This is a genomic window from Flavobacterium tistrianum (assembly GCF_003254545.1).
Taxonomy (GTDB): domain Bacteria; phylum Bacteroidota; class Bacteroidia; order Flavobacteriales; family Flavobacteriaceae; genus Flavobacterium; species Flavobacterium tistrianum.
The window spans coordinates 14,977-31,050 of sequence record NZ_QJRH01000060.1; the positions used below are offsets into that span (position 1 = coordinate 14,977).

Annotated in this window: 17 protein-coding genes; 6 read left to right on the forward strand and 11 right to left on the reverse strand. The window is 33.3% G+C overall.

Annotated features, from left to right (window positions below):
* Positions 1 to 20: 20 nt before the first annotated feature.
* The gene (locus DMB71_RS03185; RefSeq protein ID WP_111363637.1) at positions 21 to 1,592 is read left to right on the forward strand and encodes a DUF4957 domain-containing protein; all 1,572 of its coding nucleotides are present in this window, start codon (positions 21 to 23) and stop codon (positions 1,590 to 1,592) included.
* A gap of 176 nt (positions 1,593 to 1,768) precedes the next feature.
* On the opposite strand, the gene DMB71_RS03190 is transcribed toward DMB71_RS03185, so the two are convergent.
* From DMB71_RS03190 to DMB71_RS03200, 3 genes are read right to left on the reverse strand one after another with little or no spacing between them, the layout of a single operon-like run.
* The gene (locus DMB71_RS03190) at positions 1,769 to 1,969 is read right to left on the reverse strand and encodes a hypothetical protein (RefSeq protein WP_111363856.1); all 201 of its coding nucleotides are present in this window, start codon (positions 1,967 to 1,969) and stop codon (positions 1,769 to 1,771) included.
* A 49-nt stretch (positions 1,970 to 2,018) separates the two neighbouring features.
* A complete protein-coding gene (locus tag DMB71_RS03195) occupies positions 2,019 to 2,960 on the reverse strand; it encodes a helix-turn-helix domain-containing protein (protein WP_239452913.1) in 942 nt (313 codons plus the stop codon).
* A 2-nt stretch (positions 2,961 to 2,962) separates the two neighbouring features.
* The gene (locus DMB71_RS03200; RefSeq protein ID WP_111363639.1) at positions 2,963 to 3,526 is read right to left on the reverse strand and encodes a DUF6642 family protein; all 564 of its coding nucleotides are present in this window, start codon (positions 3,524 to 3,526) and stop codon (positions 2,963 to 2,965) included.
* 172 nt (positions 3,527 to 3,698) lie between these two features.
* Between DMB71_RS03200 and DMB71_RS03205 the strand changes: the two genes are divergently transcribed.
* From DMB71_RS03205 to DMB71_RS03225, 5 genes are all read left to right on the forward strand, one after another.
* Positions 3,699 to 4,304: a 5'-methylthioadenosine/S-adenosylhomocysteine nucleosidase family protein gene (locus DMB71_RS03205; RefSeq protein ID WP_111363641.1), complete on the forward strand. Its 606-nt coding sequence runs from the start codon at positions 3,699 to 3,701 to the stop codon at positions 4,302 to 4,304.
* Positions 4,305 to 4,356: 52 nt separating this feature from the next.
* Positions 4,357 to 4,872: a hypothetical protein gene (locus DMB71_RS03210; RefSeq protein ID WP_111363643.1), complete on the forward strand. Its 516-nt coding sequence runs from the start codon at positions 4,357 to 4,359 to the stop codon at positions 4,870 to 4,872.
* Between the two features lie 256 nt (positions 4,873 to 5,128).
* Positions 5,129 to 6,931, forward strand: a complete 1,803-nt coding sequence (locus DMB71_RS03215) for a glycoside hydrolase family 2 protein (RefSeq protein ID WP_111363859.1) — start codon at positions 5,129 to 5,131, stop codon at positions 6,929 to 6,931.
* 94 nt (positions 6,932 to 7,025) lie between these two features.
* Positions 7,026 to 7,655 (forward strand): MgtC/SapB family protein, encoded by a 630-nt coding sequence (locus DMB71_RS03220; RefSeq protein ID WP_111363645.1) that lies wholly within the window; start codon positions 7,026 to 7,028, stop codon positions 7,653 to 7,655.
* 11 nt (positions 7,656 to 7,666) lie between these two features.
* Positions 7,667 to 8,206: a GNAT family N-acetyltransferase gene (locus DMB71_RS03225; RefSeq protein ID WP_111363647.1), complete on the forward strand. Its 540-nt coding sequence runs from the start codon at positions 7,667 to 7,669 to the stop codon at positions 8,204 to 8,206.
* A gap of 41 nt (positions 8,207 to 8,247) precedes the next feature.
* On the opposite strand, the gene DMB71_RS03230 is transcribed toward DMB71_RS03225, so the two are convergent.
* The 8 genes from DMB71_RS03230 to DMB71_RS03265 all read right to left on the reverse strand — a co-directional run bounded on the left by DMB71_RS03230 (position 8,248) and on the right by DMB71_RS03265 (position 15,954).
* Positions 8,248 to 9,063 (reverse strand): DUF4249 domain-containing protein, encoded by an 816-nt coding sequence (locus tag DMB71_RS03230; protein ID WP_239452914.1) that lies wholly within the window; start codon positions 9,061 to 9,063, stop codon positions 8,248 to 8,250.
* A 31-nt stretch (positions 9,064 to 9,094) separates the two neighbouring features.
* Positions 9,095 to 11,713 carry a TonB-dependent receptor gene (locus DMB71_RS03235; protein WP_111363651.1) on the reverse strand — a complete coding sequence of 873 codons (2,619 nt, stop codon included), beginning with the start codon at positions 11,711 to 11,713 and terminating at the stop codon, positions 9,095 to 9,097.
* Positions 11,714 to 11,814: 101 nt separating this feature from the next.
* Positions 11,815 to 12,657: a FecR family protein gene (locus DMB71_RS03240; protein ID WP_111363653.1), complete on the reverse strand. Its 843-nt coding sequence runs from the start codon at positions 12,655 to 12,657 to the stop codon at positions 11,815 to 11,817.
* A gap of 10 nt (positions 12,658 to 12,667) precedes the next feature.
* Entirely contained in the window at positions 12,668 to 12,877 is a 210-nt protein-coding gene (locus DMB71_RS03245) for a hypothetical protein (protein ID WP_111363655.1), read from the reverse strand.
* Between the two features lie 46 nt (positions 12,878 to 12,923).
* Positions 12,924 to 13,445 carry an RNA polymerase sigma factor gene (locus DMB71_RS03250; protein ID WP_111363657.1) on the reverse strand — a complete coding sequence of 174 codons (522 nt, stop codon included), beginning with the start codon at positions 13,443 to 13,445 and terminating at the stop codon, positions 12,924 to 12,926.
* Between the two features lie 230 nt (positions 13,446 to 13,675).
* Positions 13,676 to 14,155, reverse strand: coding sequence for a GNAT family N-acetyltransferase (locus tag DMB71_RS03255; protein ID WP_111363659.1), 480 nt, complete (start codon positions 14,153 to 14,155; stop codon positions 13,676 to 13,678).
* Between the two features lie 6 nt (positions 14,156 to 14,161).
* On the reverse strand, positions 14,162 to 15,580 hold the full coding sequence (locus tag DMB71_RS03260) for an aminotransferase-like domain-containing protein (RefSeq protein ID WP_111363661.1): 1,419 nt from the start codon (positions 15,578 to 15,580) through the stop codon (positions 14,162 to 14,164).
* Between the two features lie 5 nt (positions 15,581 to 15,585).
* Positions 15,586 to 15,954 carry a hypothetical protein gene (locus DMB71_RS03265; RefSeq protein ID WP_111363663.1) on the reverse strand — a complete coding sequence of 123 codons (369 nt, stop codon included), beginning with the start codon at positions 15,952 to 15,954 and terminating at the stop codon, positions 15,586 to 15,588.
* Positions 15,955 to 16,074: the final 120 nt, after the last annotated feature.

A 16,074-nucleotide genomic window follows, 5' to 3' on the forward strand; every position in this document is an offset into this window, starting at 1 on the left:
ATAATAAATTATAAGTTATTATGATGAAAACAATAAATATATTTAAAGGATTAATAACCGTATTACTTCTTTCAGTAGCAATTTCTGGTTGCGAAAGTTATAATGAAGCGTTATTAGACGATATAGGAAATACAAGAGAGTTTTCTCCAATTGGACTTAAAGCTACAATTAGAAATAAAACTGTAGTTGAATTAAACTGGACGGTTAAATCAGATGAAAATACAGATCATTATGTAGTAGAATTTAGTGCCGATGATCCTAGTTTCTCTACAATTTATAAAACCATAAATGTTGCGCCTTCTGAACTTCCTATACAAGTACCTCTAGAAGGAGAAACAGTTTATTCTATTAGAGTAAAATCTGTTACTTCGGGACTAGAAGATTCAAAATGGTCAGTTATAACAGCTACGACATTATCAGAACAAATAATGTTCCCGGTTCAAGATGCAGATATTGAAGCAACTAAAGTTACATTAAGATGGATTCCAAATAGCTCTGTGACACAAATTACAGCTATGCCTGGAAATATTATACACACTATTACAGCGGCTGAAAAAACTGCTGGAGTAGCTACTTTAACAGGCTTAACACCTGAAACTGCTTATACAGCAATTTTATACAACGGTACGAAGAAAAGAGGTGATGCATCATTTACAACTGGAATAGATATTGGAACTGGAATATTAGTTAAATTAGGAGATGATATAATTCAAAAAATTGTTAGTGCACCTTCTGGATCTGTTTTAGTTTTCATGCCGGGTGATTATACAGCTCAAACGGGAACAATAGCAGTAAATAAAACATTAACATTAAGAGGTTTGAGACCAGGTGATAAACCAAAACTTAAATTTAATTTCACTCTAGCTAACAATCCTAATAATGCAAGCGAAGTAGTTAATTTCTCTTTAGTTGATATCGATTTAAGTGGAGTAGGAACAACTGGTGGTGCGATTACAATTGGTACAGCAGCCACTACACAATTGGGAGATGTTTTAATTAGCGGTAGTTATATTCATGATTTCCCATCTCAATTAATGTACGGAAATGCATCAGCAAAATTAAAATCGTTTACTGTAGATAATAGTATTGTTAAAAATGTAAATACTGCTTCTGGAGCTGATTTTATAGATTTCAGAACTACTTACGTGGCAAGTGTTTCTTTAACAAAAAGTACATTTGACACTTGTTCATCTCGTGATTTCATACGTTTAGATGCAGCTGCTGGATTAACAGGAACAGGGTTAACAAGCAATGTGTTAATTGATGCGTGTACAATTTATGCGCCTACCTTGCCAGCTGCAAGTAGAATCTTGTATGTGCGCTTTGTATCAAATGCATCAATAGTACGTAATACATTGTTAGCAGTTGGATCTGCAGTTTATACAAATTCTACAGCAACTGCCGCTCCAACATTCGGAAATAATAATAATTTCAATTCAGCTGGTTTACAGGCTACAGCAAGTAACAATAGACCAGATGCTTCTGCAACTGTATTGGATCCTCAATTTACAAGTGCATCAACGGGTGATTTTACAATTAAAAATCAAACATTAATTGACAGAAAAGTGGGAGATCCACGTTGGATAAAATAAAAAAATCGTGGTTGATTAAATAGAGAAAAGCGGGATGCAATTTACTTTGTAATCCCGCTTTTTTAATTTTGGTGCTAGCTTTCAATTTTAATTTAGTTGTAGCAGAAACTGAAAATTAAAAAATCATTGAATGTAGTATCGTTTCAAAACTTTGATTTTTAATACGGATTCCATTGTTATTCTAATTCGATACAATCAAAAATGGTATTGTTTTGAAGTAATGCTGTAACATTCAATTCGCTGTCAACTCGTAAGATGTTATCGCAATCTTCAAGGTCGAAATTCCATTGAGATTCTGGTAATAATTGATTTAGTAATGCAGAAGCCGATTCAAATTTGGCTTGGTTATCAACGGAAGTTTTAAAAACATAAATCATAATTTGCATTTTTGAGGAAGCAAATTTCTGAAAAACGTCTACATAATTGTTAGGATTCTCTAATCAATAATTGGGACTTATCAATCAATTTTCGATATCGTATTGGAGAAATTCCTTCTGTTTTTTTGAAAAAACGGCTAAAGTAAGATTGATCTTCAAATCCTACTTGTGCTGCGATTTCACCTACAGAAAGGGTGGTTTGAAACAGTAAATATTTAGCTTCGAGCAATATGTTTTCGTCAATCCATTTCACCGCAGATTTTCCTGTAATAGTCTTTACACATTTATTTAAATGGTTTGGAGTGACATTCAATAAAGACGAATAATAATTTACCTGATGCTGGGTTTTTATATGATCATGAATCAGTTCTTTGAATTTTGCTGTAATGGCTTCTGCTGCCGAAATGCTTTTGATAGTTTTCACAGCATTTTTATTCATTTCATAAAACAGCGTAATCAGATAAGATTGCACAATATTCAAATCTGCAATTGTAGTTTCTGAATATTCCTTTTTCAATCGTTCAAAGATATTGGTAATGGGTTCAATATCTTCGGGAGCCAGTTTGATTTTCGGATTTCCAGAAATTTTCAAAAAATCAAAATCATTCAACAATTCGCGACTGCCATATTTCCGAATTAAAATATCAGGATGAAACTGGCAGATATAACCTTTATGAATATTATTTACATTATCAAGCGAAAAAATCTGACCCGCTGGAACCATAATCATTTCATTATCGGTTGTGATAAATTCCTGATATCCCAATTTCATAATATGCTGACCAGAAGAAATAAAAATTAAAGTATGGCAAGAATGTTTAGAAGGCGGAACAGGATGTTGCATTTGCATCATTTCTTCAATTTCAAGACAGAAAAAATGATCCGAATTCGATTTGAAAAGCAAATGAATAGGATTGTCTTCACCTAAAAATTTCTCTCGAAATCCTTTTGGGCCATACGTTTTTATTTTCTCTGCCTGCCTCTTTTTCATTTTTAATAATATAGTCTAAAATCAAGCAGTTTGCACAGATTGTAATGTTTAGTATAAAGATCTTCGACCACTTCGATCAAATTGTCATTTTCCTGATACAGGCTAAAAAAAGCTTTGTCGATTGTACTGCAGCTGGCAATTTTATTATAAGTAGAACCATAACCAGAAATTGCTCTTGCGCCAGTAATATCCAAAAAATATTGTGCTTCTTCTTCGTTTAAATCTAAAACCTTAAGATTGGCAAAGTGGATAATTTTACCTTTCATTTTTCCTTCAAACAATTCGGCAATTTCTTCAATGCTGTAATAATAATCGTGAAGGCAGATATTGTTTTCCTGACCCGGCATTGCTAGATAAATAATTTCATAATCTTTAAAGTTATGATCTTCGTAAAGCAGAATATTCAAACTTTCTTCTAAACCCTCAATCGTGTCGCAGGTTTTATGAATGCTTGAAATGCCTTGGTCAATAGCCAATTCTTCAAGACATTTTACCACATGTGTTGGGGTATGATCGTCTATATCTTTAACGCCTTCAAGGCAGAAAATAAATTTTTCACTATCCATGCAGTTTTTTCCTTTCTTTTTAAGACTTTTTTAGTGGTTCTAGCAAATGTATTTTTTAAATCATAAAATCCAATAGATAAAACAGACTTTAACGTCTTTTTTGGTTTTTAAATTTAGGTTAGAGCCACGTAAATTTTTAAACGTATTTTTGTAAACCGAAAATAAGTTACGCATGATACAAATTAACCAAACAGCATCCTTTGCTGTTGAAGATATATTATTCTGCTTTGCTCTCGAATCTGAAGCTGCAGAAGTTTTTAAAGGCCACAATGTTTTAATTACAGGAATCGGAAAAGTAAACGCCGCTTATGAATTGACAAAAGCAATCCAAAATAAAAGACCTTCTGTGATTATAAATCTGGGTTCAGCGGGAAGCAGCTGTTTTCAAAAAGGTCACGTAATTTGCTGTACCAAATTTGTTCAAAGAGATATGGACGTTCGCGGTTTAGGTTTTGCATTGTACGAAACACCACTTTCAGGGTTGTCACCAGTTTTAGAATATGGTTTGTTAATGGATAATCTTCAAGAAGGAATCTGCGGAACAGGCGATAACTTCGAAATGGGACATTGCTCAGACGCTTACAATGTCGTTGATATGGAAGCTTACGCTCTAGCGATGATTGCCATGAAAGAAAATATTCCGTTTTTAAGTCTAAAATATATTTCTGACGGAGCCGATGATAATGCTGCAGAAGATTGGACAGTTCAGGTTCATAAAGCTGCAACTGCTTATGGTAAAATTTTGGGATTGATAAAAGAATCAGAAGCCATTTCTTAGTTGAAATGGCTTTTTTTATTTAGATTGCAGACACAGAAACAAATAAATAATTATGGAAGATTTTATTAATGAGATTTTAGGAGATGATCGTGAAATAGTTGAAAAAGTAGATTTTAATGATTTTGTTTTTGTTTTTTTTAAGCCCAAAGGGTATAGCAATCCATATAAGGATGAAAGACTAAATTTAATATCAAGTTCAGGGCCATTAAAAATTAATATAAAGACAATGGAATATGAATTTACTCACATATATGAGTTTTATTCAGAATATGGAGATAATGAAATAATTTTTCCAAAAAAAGATGAAGTTCCTCTTGATTGGGGTGAGGTTCTCTACAATATTAAAATGAGGGAACGTTTTAATTCAGAAGACTTTTTTTTACTATTAAAAAATTATAATCTACCTCTTGATAGTTTTGATATTTATAGTATTAATAGTCAAGACACTATTGAGATTGAAATAAAACATGATGTAGCTATTAACTATTTAATAGAGTTTCTTGAGAAAAATAATGGCAATTATATTAAAAAACACAGCAATCATTTTCTCATACAATTAGATATCTAATTTTTCAGTGATAACAAGATGAAGTAAAAAAGCAACAGGAGTATTTCTAACTCTCTGTTGCTTTTTTTATGGTATAACACAAATAAAAAAAGAAAAACGACTAAATAAGCCTCATAACACAAAACTGATAAGTATTTGATGGGTTATTTTTAACTAATACGGAATGTTTGTTTACTACTGAATTTCAGAAACTTTTTAACTTTATAACCTTCATAATTTACTAACTAAAGACTTTCAAAACCAAATGATTTTAAATATGAAAAAGATAATAATGCTGTGCTGTGCTTTTCTGTTTATTGGAAAAACTATAGCGCAGGAAATTCCGTTGGTGGCAAATATTTCTTCGCGAAACAATATTACTTTAAACGGAAAATGGAGTTATATAGTAGATCCGCTGGAAAACGGATATTTCAATTACCGTTTAGAACCTTTTAAAGACAACGGATTTTTCGAAAATAAAAAATGGAACACTACAGAACTGAGCGAATATAATTTTGCAACCTCAGCAGTAATGGATATTCCGTCAGATTGGAATTCGAAAGACCAAAGATTGTTTTTTTATGAAGGAACGGTTTGGTTTCAGAAAGACTTTAGCTATAAGAAGGATTCCAAAAGCAAAGGAATTCTTCATTTCGGAGCGGTTAATTATGATGCGAAAGTTTATGTAAACGGAAAATTGGCAGGAACTCATATTGGCGGTTACACACCTTTCAATTTCGACGTAACCAATTTATTGGTTGACGGAAATAATTTCGTAGTTGTAAAAGTCGATAACAAACGCCATAAAGACAATGTGCCAACCGTAAATATGGATTGGTGGAATTATGGCGGAATCACAAGAGATGTAACTCTGGCTCAAGTTCCGAATACTTATATTGAAGATTATTTAGTTCAATTGGATAAAAAAGAAAAAGGAAAAATTTCAGGCTGGATAAAACTAAATAGCGAATCGGCAAATCAGTCTCTTTCGGTTTCAATTCCAGAACTGAAAATTAAAAAAAGCGTTACGACCAATGCTAAGGGAATGGCGTATTTCGAAATAAAAGCCAATCCAATTTTATGGACACCTGAAAAGCCAAAATTATACGATGTAACCATTTCTAAAGCAGATGAAAATATTGCCGATCAAATTGGTTTTAGAACTATTGAAACCAAAGGCAAAGAAATTCTGTTAAACGGAAAAAAAGTCTTTTTACGCGGTATCAGTATTCACGAAGAAGCGCCTTTTAGATCTGGAAGAGCTTGGTCGCAAGAAGATGCTATAACGTTGTTGACTTGGGCAAAAGAAATGGGCTGTAATTATGTTCGTTTGGCTCATTATCCGCACAACGAAAATATGGTAAAAGAAGCCGAAAAAATGGGATTGATGATTTGGTCTGAAGTTCCGGTTTATTGGACAATTTCGTGGACAAATCCTAATACGTATGCTAATGCCGAACATCAGTTGCACGATATGATTTACAGAGATAAAAACCGTTGCGGAATCGTAATTTGGTCAATTGCCAATGAAACTCCACACGGTGATGATCGTGATGCTTTCTTGAGCAAATTGGCAAAATATGCGCGCACGCAAGACAATTCTCGTTTGATTAGTATGGCGATGGAAGTTACTTCGAGTTCAAACAACATCAATACGCTTCATGATAATATGAATGAATATGTTGATATTGTAAGTTTCAATCAATATTTGGGTTGGTACAGAGGAACTAACGAATCTTGCAAAGACATGCAATGGGTGGTTCCGTACAACAAGCCTGTTATTATTAGCGAATTTGGTGGCGAGGCTCTACAAGGTTTGCACGGTGATAAAAAAGAACGTTGGAACGAAGAATATCAGGAAGAGCTTTATATTCAAAACACACAAATGTTTAATCGTATTGAAGGTTTAGCAGGAGTTTCGCCTTGGATTCTCGTTGATTTTAGATCACCAAGAAGACAATTGCCAAACATTCAGGATTTCTTTAATCGCAAAGGATTAATTTCTAGCAACGGAATTAAAAAGAAAGCTTTTTATGTAATGAAAGATTGGTACAAACAAAAAGAAGAAGAATATAAGTAAGATTGATAAAGTAGAAAACCTTCAAAGTCCTTTAGATTTTGAAGGTTTTTTTATGTTTTTTCCTTAATTTTATTTTAAAAAACACAAGACTTAAATGGATGTCGAAATTATCATAAAATTGCTTTTAGCAACATTTTGGGGAGCTTTAATTGGTGCCGAAAGAGAATACAAAGGAAAAGCTGCCGGACTTCGCACAACGATAATGATTTCTGTTGGAGCGTGCTTTTTTACCCTAATGTCTGAATGGATCGGCGGACCAGGAAATCCCGATCGCATAGCTTCTAATATTGTTACAGGACTAGGTTTTCTTTGTGCGGGAGTAATCTTTAGATCAGACAGTCACGTTTCAGGTATTACAACGGCAGCGACAATATGGTCGGTTGCGGCTGTTAGCATGGGGGTAGGAGCAGGTTATTACTTTGCTTCGGCTTGTGCAGCGATTATGATTATCATAATTCTAACAATGCTAACGGTTCTTCAAGATAAAATAGACCTCATCAACGAACATAAAACACTTCGAATAACTTTTAAGCGCTCCGATAATGGACACGAAAGGTGTAAAGAACTTTTTTCGACTTTTGGCGTAAATTCAAAACTCATGACTCAGCGCCGTAATATGGATCATATTACTTTAGAATGGCAAATTCATGGTTCTAAACGCGCTATAGAATCTTTATATGCTTCGCTTTTAGTAGATCCAATTTTTGAAGAGTTAGTTTTATAAAAATCAAAATAATGAATTTTAATTTACAACCCGTTTTAGAAAACGATCTTTGCATTCTTTCTCCTTTAGAAGAAAAAGATTTTGACGCATTATACCAAGTAGCTTCCGATCCTAAGATTTGGGAGCAGCATCCAAACAAAGACAGATGGCAAAGAGAAGTTTTTGAAAACTTTTTCGAAGGAGCCATGAAAAGTAAAGGCGCTTTTAAAATTATAAGTAAAGAAACGGGAGAGTTTATCGGAAGCACACGATTTTACGATTTCAGTGAAGAAGACGATAGTATTCTTATTGGCTATACTTTTTATGTGGTTTCATGTTGGGGAAAAGGTATTAATCAAAGCGTAAAAAAAACAATGCTGGATTATCTTTTTCAATATGTTTCGAAAGTCAAGTTTCATATTGGTTCAGAAAATATCCGATCGCAAATTGCCATTTCAAGAATAGGTGCCCAAAAAGTGGCCGAAGAAGAAGTGGCTTATTTTGGAGAAAAGCCCAAATTGAATTTTGTCTATCAAATAAATAAAGAAGACTGGAAAAGACAAAAGCCTTAAACGAAATGTTTAAGGCTTTTGTCTTTTTATAAATGGATTTTCTATTTCACCAAATAATCAACTTGATCTGCTTCGCAAAGTCTAAAATAGCCAAATGCAAAATTATTAGCATCAGAAGTATTTATAATGTTTCCTCTAATATTTCCTGGCGGAACAAGAAACGGATTTGAGCTTGAGGCTTCCAAAATTAATTTCCAGTAATTGTAGAAGTTTTTAGAAACGCCTCTGTGAGTAATTTTTACAGTATTTCCAGATTTCATTTTGTCTTCATGAGAATATCTCGTACTGATTTCGTTTCCGTTAAAGAATTCATCATTCGTGATTTCATATTCTGGGTAAATCAAAAATGAACCTTGGTAATCGGTGACATAATAATTGATCTCGTCTGCAGGATCATTATAATAATAAGTCAGTTCAATAATATCTTTTCCACTAAAATCGGGAACAATATTCTGTTCTATTTTAGTAATTGGCGTTACAGAAGTTAGTTTTTCAACTGCTGTAAAACTTTGCCCTTCGGCAGTAATAAATAGTTTATAATCTGCATTGAGAACAGGAACAAAATTAGTGCATTTGTAAACGCCAGCTTCGGTTTCGTTAAATGCAAAAACATCTCCGTTACTGTTTTCAATTCTTACTTGAGCGCCAGAAACTTTTGGCGTTGAATTGCTATAATAAGGAGCCGTTTTACTGATTTTTATGGTTTGTTCCTTTCCGTCAGTTCCTTTTTTCCAGATAATTTCGGCATCTATAACCAATTTGGTTTCGCCAGTTTCCAGATCCAGATTGACTACATCTTCGCAAGAAGCAAAAGAAAAAACAAAAAGAAGACTTATTAATGCCAGTGCTTTATTCATTATCGTATATTTTTTCAATTTATTCATAGCATTAAAATTTAAAATTATAAGAAACCCCAGGAACAATTCCGAAAATAGAAAGTCTTCTGGTTTCATTTGCTCCCGTATCTTCATTGGTTGTAAAACTCATAGAAGCCGCATTTTTTCTGTTGTAAATATTGTAAAGGCTAAATACCCAATAGCTTTGCCAACCTTTCTTTTTGTCTGGTTTAGGCGTGTACGTTGCCGCAACGTCTAAGTGATGGAAAAGTGGTAAACGGTTTTCATTTCGCAAAGAATAATTCGGAATATGAATGCCTCCCATTTCGTAGTATCCATTAGCATAAGTAACAGGTTGACCTGATTGCAAAGTGAAATTTCCATTAAAAGACCATTTCGGATTAAGTTCATAACTTCCTACAATGCTCAAATTATGCAATTTGTCGTAACCAGATAAATACCAGTCGCCGTTTGCGATTCCTGGTTCTTCAGGAGTTCTTCCCGGAGTTTTTTGTTCAGCTCTAGATAAAGTATACGAAATCCATCCTGTAAAAATGCCAGTATTTTTTCTGAATAACAACTCCATTCCGTAAGATCTGGCTTTTCCGTTTAGAATAACCTGCTCAATATTGTTGTTAGCCAAAATATCAGCGCCGTCAATATAATCAATACGATTTTGAACATTTTTATAAAATAATTCGGTTTCTAATGAATAATCTCCGTCTTTGAAATTTCTGAAATATCCCATCGCGTACTGATCCAAAAGTTGAGGTTTTGTAAATGGTCCGCTTGGTGTCCAGATGCTCATTGGCAGTGGAGACTGTGTGTTTGATAAAATATGAATGTACTGCGCCATTCTGTTGTAACTTGCTTTTATAGAAGTTTCGTCATTAAAAGCATAAGACAAGGCAGCTCGAGGTTCAAAATTGTTAAACTTGCTGATGGTTTTTCCTTTTCCGTACGAAATGCTTCCGTTTGGCGTTCCTTCCTCGTAAATTTTATACAACGGATTGTATACTACCGCCTGACCATTTTCGTAAGTGCTGATAGTTTCGTCTCCTAAACGATAAAACATGCTGTAGCGAAGTCCATAACGGAAATTTAGTTTCTCTGTAATTTGATTTTCAAAATCAACAAAAGCAGAAGCTTCTAAAGCATATTTTTTATCCAATTGCATATAATTAAACTGCGAATCTGGAGAAGTCGGTTTTACAACTCCAGGATTAAAGTTGTAATACAAACCATCAATACCATAATTGATTTTGAATTTCTCTGACTGTTGGAAATTCCAATTGTATTTCAATCCATAACTCGCAATATTGCTATCCCATTTAAAACTTTCAATCGGAATTTCTAGATTAAATCTGTAATCGCTGTAGAAAGTTGATAAATTGCTGTTTACACGATCAGAAAATTTATGTTTCCAGCTTAAAATACCCATTGTGCTTCCGTAAGTGCTGGCAAAACGATCATTGATATCGAATATGTCATTTCCGAAATAACCAGAAAAAGACAATGTGTTTTTAGCATTAAAACGATAATTTAATTTAGCATTCAAATCATAAAACATGGCAGAGTTATTATTGTCTGCCAGTTTCATGAACAAATGCGCGTACGAAGCTCGTCCAGAAAGGATAAACGAACCTTTTTCTTTTTGCAACGGACCTTGAACTAAAAGTCGGCTTGAAATAATTCCGATTCCTCCGTTTACTTTATATTCTTCAAAATCTCCAGTCTGTTGCGTAACATCTAAAACAGAAGAAACGCGTCCTCCAAATTTTGACGGAATTCCTCCTTTATATAAATCTAAACCGTTGACAATATCAGCATTGAAAATAGAAAAGAATCCAAACATATGCGAATCTGCATATACAGGCGCACCATCCAAAAGAATCAAATTCTGATCGGCAGCACCACCGCGAACATTAAAACCCGAAGAAGCTTCTCCTGCATTGGTAACTCCTGGCAAAGTTAAAATTGATTTTAACGGATCAGGCTCTCCCATTGCAACAGGAATTCTTTTGATTTCCTGCATCGTAAGCTTGTTAACGCTCATTTGGGTAGTTTTAATATCAACCGCTTTATTGTTCATAACAATAACTTCTCCCAATTGCTGGCTGTCAGAATCTACATTGAAGTTCACTTTGGTATCGTCTGAAATAGAAACACGTTTTTCTTCATTTTTAAATCCAACATAACTTACCTGAACAGTATAATTTCCGTGAGGGACATCAATACTGTATTTTCCGTTAGCATCTGTTACAACGCCAGTTTCCAATTCTTTAATATAAATATTAGCGCCAATAACAGGCTGTCTTTCGTCATCATAAACGTGACCGGTCAGCTTGCTTTTTTTTTTGGCAGGTTTTGGAGTTTGAGCTTTCTGCTTCACAAAAATATTGTTGCCAACTATAGAAAATTGTACAATCGAAGTTTGGTTTAATTCCGTAATTAGCTTGCTGATTTCAATATTCTTATAAGTATTTTTTTGTGTAAAATACTTTTTATTGGTGTCGATCTGATCTGTAAAAGCAAATTTAAAATTGGTTTGGCTTTCAATCTGTTTAAAGAATTCTTTTAAAGTTACATTTTGATCTACAGTTACTGTAACGCTCTGTGCAGACATACATAAACTGAATAAAAAAAAGCACGCTGAAATTATATGCTTCATGAAATTTCGTATTTTTGAATATTATTAAATGGAATAACCTCGTGTTATCCTGAAAATTAGGAGGATGTGTAGTTTCGCGGCTTGCATCCTTTCTTGTTTTTTTATTGAAAAGTGATCTGTTTTAAATCTTCATTTATTTCAAAGTTTAGGTTATACATTTCGGATAGTAATTGTACAATTGTTTTTAAATCTTCTCTTTTATTGATTCGGATAGTGATTTTCTGATCTAGATTTTCTTTCGGAATATTGACTTTATAACCGTATTTTTCTTCAATATATTGACTGATGACTGACAGTTTTTCGTTGTCAAAATCTACAAATGGGCTGAATTCTGTTATTGAAGCAGTTCGGTTTCCGTAAGTGAATTTATCACCTGGTTTCAAAATCCATTTTTGGCTTTGCCCTTTTACATTCATCTGAACGCTTCCTTCAAAAAGCTCAACAGTAACTTGTTCGTTTTTGGTTTCCTTAACTGTAAAAGAAGTTCCTAGAACAGTTGTTGTAGTTTCGTCACAAAAAACTTGAAAAGGGTGCTGTTTGTCTTTTTTTACATTAAAATAGGCTTCGCCCTCAATTTCAATTTTTCTGTTTAAAGCAAAATTATTTCCATAAGAAATTTTAGAATTTGGACCTAATTCAATTTTTGAACTGTCTGGCAAGACAACATATTTTATTGCTGAGGTTGTGTTTTCAATGATATTTTCAGCAAGAACAGCATTTTCATTTGAAGATTCGTTGTTGAAATATATTCCAGTTCCAATAAGGGCAAAAAGTAAAATTGAAGCTGCTGCATAAAGATGCCAAGGCTTAAATTTTCTTTTTTTCTTTGAAAATGTCTTAGCATAAAATTGTTCCCACGAAGCTTCTTTTTCGCTGTCGGAATGAGATAGAGGAGACTCTTCCCATAACTTTTTAAACTCCTCGTCAAATTTCTCCTTATCCATTTTTTCTAGCTTAAATAATTTGACAATGAAATCCTTGTTTATTAAAGACACTGTAAACCATTTCTTTGATTTCACGGTTAGTTTCTATTTTAAGGATGTTTTCGCGCCCTTGTTTATCAAAATTTATGATACAGTCAGAAATGATAAACTGTAAATGAGCAACAAGTAAACTTGCGTCTTTCTTTGTTTTAACATTAGTTTTATACGCTTCGATATGCATTTTTAGTTCCTGTTTTTTAGTATAACAAACGAGAACTAAAAAGTTCCTAATGGTTTTCGATTTTTTTTCGAATAAATTTACTGGCGAGATAAATATGATTGGCAATGGTCTTTTCAGAAAGATCCGTTATTTCTGCAATCTCCTTATAGCTAAGGTTTTCCAGTTTGTGTAAAGTAAATATTTTTTGTTGCTGTTCGGGAAGCTGATTAATGAAATTTTGAAGTTTTTCTTGTCTTTCTTCAAAAATTCCTGAGTCAGTTTCTTCATCTAGCATTTCAACTTGAGAAGGATCAAGCTGTATTATTTTATTTTCCCTGTTAACATGATTGATAATAATGTTTTTACAGATAACAAATATCTGTTTGTCGAACAAAACATCTTCATTAAGCAGTTCTTTTTTATTGTAAAGTCTTATGAAAGTTTCCTGAACAAAGTCTTCGGGAGTAAATACAGAAGAATTGAATCGTTTGGCAATATTTATAAGTTTGTCGTAATAGCTGAAGTAAACTTCCTTGAAAGCTGCTTCATTACCTTTTTTTAAACTTAAAATAAACTTTTTATTGTCCATAACGAAAGTATCGTGCTAGCTCCCTAGTTCTAAACTCTTTAGAGTCAATATTATTGTATTCGGAAATTAAGTAACCTCAAATGAAAATGTAATAAGTTACAAAGAACCGTAATTTAATTCAAGATTTGACGCTTTTGTAGATTAAATGTTACAAATTATTTCAAATAAAAACCCTTAAACATTTTGTCTAAGGGTTTTGCTTTTTGTTGCTAATTAGAAATTTTAGTTTTTCAGCTAATAATAAGCATCATTTGAATGTCTACTCTGTCATAAGAAGATGAGATACCAGTAATTTCTTTAAAACCTAATTTTTCATACAACTTAATAGCAGATTTCAGTTTGGTATTGCTTTCCAGATATATTTTAGAAGCACCTTTTTCTGATGCCCATTTTATTGCTGATTTAGCCAGTAAAAATCCCACGCCTTTTCCTTGTGCTTTTGGGCTTACAGCCATTTTAGCCAATTCGTAATCGTACTCTTTTCCGTCACTTTTAATTAAAGCACAAACCCCTAAAACTTCATCGTTTAAAATGGCAGAAAAAATTTCCCCACCTTTATTTATAATATAATCTTCGGCGTGATCTAACGCTTTCACATCATTTGGTTCAACCACAAAATAATTTGAAATCCATTCGATATTTAAATCCTTAAAACTTTTTTGATACTCAGGTTTATAAGTTACTATTTCTACTTGTTCTTTATTTTTCATAATACATTAAATGCTGTTTTTTATTATTCTGCCCAATTTTTCTAAATCAGACTCCACGCGTTCATTCCATTCCAAAGCATAATTCAGTCGCATGCAATTGTTGTATTGATTGTATTGCGAAAAAATTCTTCCAGGCGCAAAATTAATTTTCTGACTTAGGGCAGTATTAAATAATTCTGTTGTTGATATTCTTTGATCCAATTCCAGCCATAGCATAAAACCGCCTTTTGGTTGTGCAATTTTGGTGTTATCTGGAAAATAAGCTTCTATAGCACGATTCATCTGTAGATAATTAGCATAAAGCTTATTTCTGAATGTTCTTAAATGATGATCATAACGTCCGTGTTCTAAGAAATCCGTAATAACATCTGAATACAACGAAGAATTACAAACCGTCTGAACCAATTTCTGTCGAATAATTTTATCTTTAAATTTTCCGGGAGCGATCCATCCAACTCGATAACCCGGAGCAAGAGTTTTAGACACAGATCCAATCCATAAAACTAGACCAGCTTCGTCGTAAAACTTGCAAGGTTTTGGACGTTCGGAACCAAAGTAAACATTGCCATAAATATCATCCTCAATCAGCGGAACGTTATATTGAGTGATCAATTTAACTAGTTCTCGTTTGTTTTCGTCAGGCATTTGAAATCCCATCGGATTATTAAAATTGGTAATAAAACAACACGCTTTAATTTCGGGAAGAACTTTTTTCAAAGCCTCAAGGTCTAATCCGAATAGAGGATGTGTCGGAATTTCAACTGCTTTTAAACCTAATTCTTTTATTGCTTGAAGTATTCCAAAATACGCTGGGCTTTCAACCGCAACACTGTCTCCAGATGATGTCACAGCCATAAGCGCGTTGTAAATTGCATGCATTGCACCTGAAGTGATAACAATATCATCTTCAGTAATTTTTCCTTCCATCACTAAAGCCCATTTTGCAATAGCACGACGAAGGCTTTCCGGTCCTTGCACTGGCTCATAGGGAGTGCCAGCGTCGTCTCTCGTGCGAACGACATTGATAATTCCTTTATTCAATTTTGCAATAGGCAGGAAATTCTTTCCTGGCATTCCGAGTGCAAATTGTGTTACATCGACTTGTGTGATAGTGGCAAAAACTTTATCAATAAGTTCTTCAGGAGTATTTTCCGTTTCCTGATTATCTATACTTGCAATTGTTGGAAGTGCTGTTGTGCGTTGTGAACTTTTGCTCACGTAATATCCCGTTTTTGGACGAGATTCTATAAGTGAGCGGCTCTCGAGTTCTAAATACGCTTGTTTTATCGTGTTTAAACTAACATTATACAGTTTTTGTGCGCTTCTTACAGAAGGTAATTTATCGCCCAGCACCAAAGTTTCATTGTGAATCTGATCTTCAATGATTTTAGCAATTTTTAAGTATAATGTTTCTTTGTTTTTCATTTATGCTAAAAATTCAGGTAGTGAATAAAATGCTCTGTGCTTTGTTTCAGTTGCTCGGCATTATTGAAATTGGCGCTATTTTTCTTCTTCAGAAATTTTTTGATGTAATCATTAAATAACGCTTTATCTTCATTTGTCAAACTTCCATCATCATAAATTCTAAATACAATTTGATTGCTTTGGTTTAAAATTAAACTGGCAAACGAATTTATTTTATTGTCTTTTTCGCAGAGAAGAAATGGTACTCCAAAAAGCATTTTGTCTTCGGCTTTCTCATGCATATTTTGAATGAAGATGTTTTGCAAAATCTCCATATCAAATACATAAACTTCTCTAAAATTTATTTTTTCCTGAGTTACAGCTTTAGATTCCATATCTTTTTTTAGCAAAATTATTGCTATTGTAGATTTGGGTACAGATACAGAAAATACTTTTTTTATGGATACAGATAAAATTACTGCTTTTTTAGGAGAGGACGAAATAATTATAAAAAA

Coding starts and splice junctions, on each gene's coding strand:
- DMB71_RS03185 (WP_111363637.1), top strand. CDS start 21: ATGATGAAAACAATAAATATATTTAAAGGATTAATAACCGTATTACTT.
- DMB71_RS03190 (WP_111363856.1), bottom strand. CDS start 1,969: ATGATTTATGTTTTTAAAACTTCCGTTGATAACCAAGCCAAATTTGAA.
- DMB71_RS03195 (WP_239452913.1), bottom strand. CDS start 2,960: ATGAAAAAGAGGCAGGCAGAGAAAATAAAAACGTATGGCCCAAAAGGA.
- DMB71_RS03200 (WP_111363639.1), bottom strand. CDS start 3,526: ATGGATAGTGAAAAATTTATTTTCTGCCTTGAAGGCGTTAAAGATATA.
- DMB71_RS03205 (WP_111363641.1), top strand. CDS start 3,699: ATGATACAAATTAACCAAACAGCATCCTTTGCTGTTGAAGATATATTA.
- DMB71_RS03210 (WP_111363643.1), top strand. CDS start 4,357: ATGGAAGATTTTATTAATGAGATTTTAGGAGATGATCGTGAAATAGTT.
- DMB71_RS03215 (WP_111363859.1), top strand. CDS start 5,129: ATGAAAAAGATAATAATGCTGTGCTGTGCTTTTCTGTTTATTGGAAAA.
- DMB71_RS03220 (WP_111363645.1), top strand. CDS start 7,026: ATGGATGTCGAAATTATCATAAAATTGCTTTTAGCAACATTTTGGGGA.
- DMB71_RS03225 (WP_111363647.1), top strand. CDS start 7,667: ATGAATTTTAATTTACAACCCGTTTTAGAAAACGATCTTTGCATTCTT.
- DMB71_RS03230 (WP_239452914.1), bottom strand. CDS start 9,063: ATGAATAAAGCACTGGCATTAATAAGTCTTCTTTTTGTTTTTTCTTTT.
- DMB71_RS03235 (WP_111363651.1), bottom strand. CDS start 11,713: ATGAAGCATATAATTTCAGCGTGCTTTTTTTTATTCAGTTTATGTATG.
- DMB71_RS03240 (WP_111363653.1), bottom strand. CDS start 12,657: ATGGATAAGGAGAAATTTGACGAGGAGTTTAAAAAGTTATGGGAAGAG.
- DMB71_RS03245 (WP_111363655.1), bottom strand. CDS start 12,877: ATGCATATCGAAGCGTATAAAACTAATGTTAAAACAAAGAAAGACGCA.
- DMB71_RS03250 (WP_111363657.1), bottom strand. CDS start 13,445: ATGGACAATAAAAAGTTTATTTTAAGTTTAAAAAAAGGTAATGAAGCA.
- DMB71_RS03255 (WP_111363659.1), bottom strand. CDS start 14,155: ATGAAAAATAAAGAACAAGTAGAAATAGTAACTTATAAACCTGAGTAT.
- DMB71_RS03260 (WP_111363661.1), bottom strand. CDS start 15,580: ATGAAAAACAAAGAAACATTATACTTAAAAATTGCTAAAATCATTGAA.
- DMB71_RS03265 (WP_111363663.1), bottom strand. CDS start 15,954: ATGGAATCTAAAGCTGTAACTCAGGAAAAAATAAATTTTAGAGAAGTT.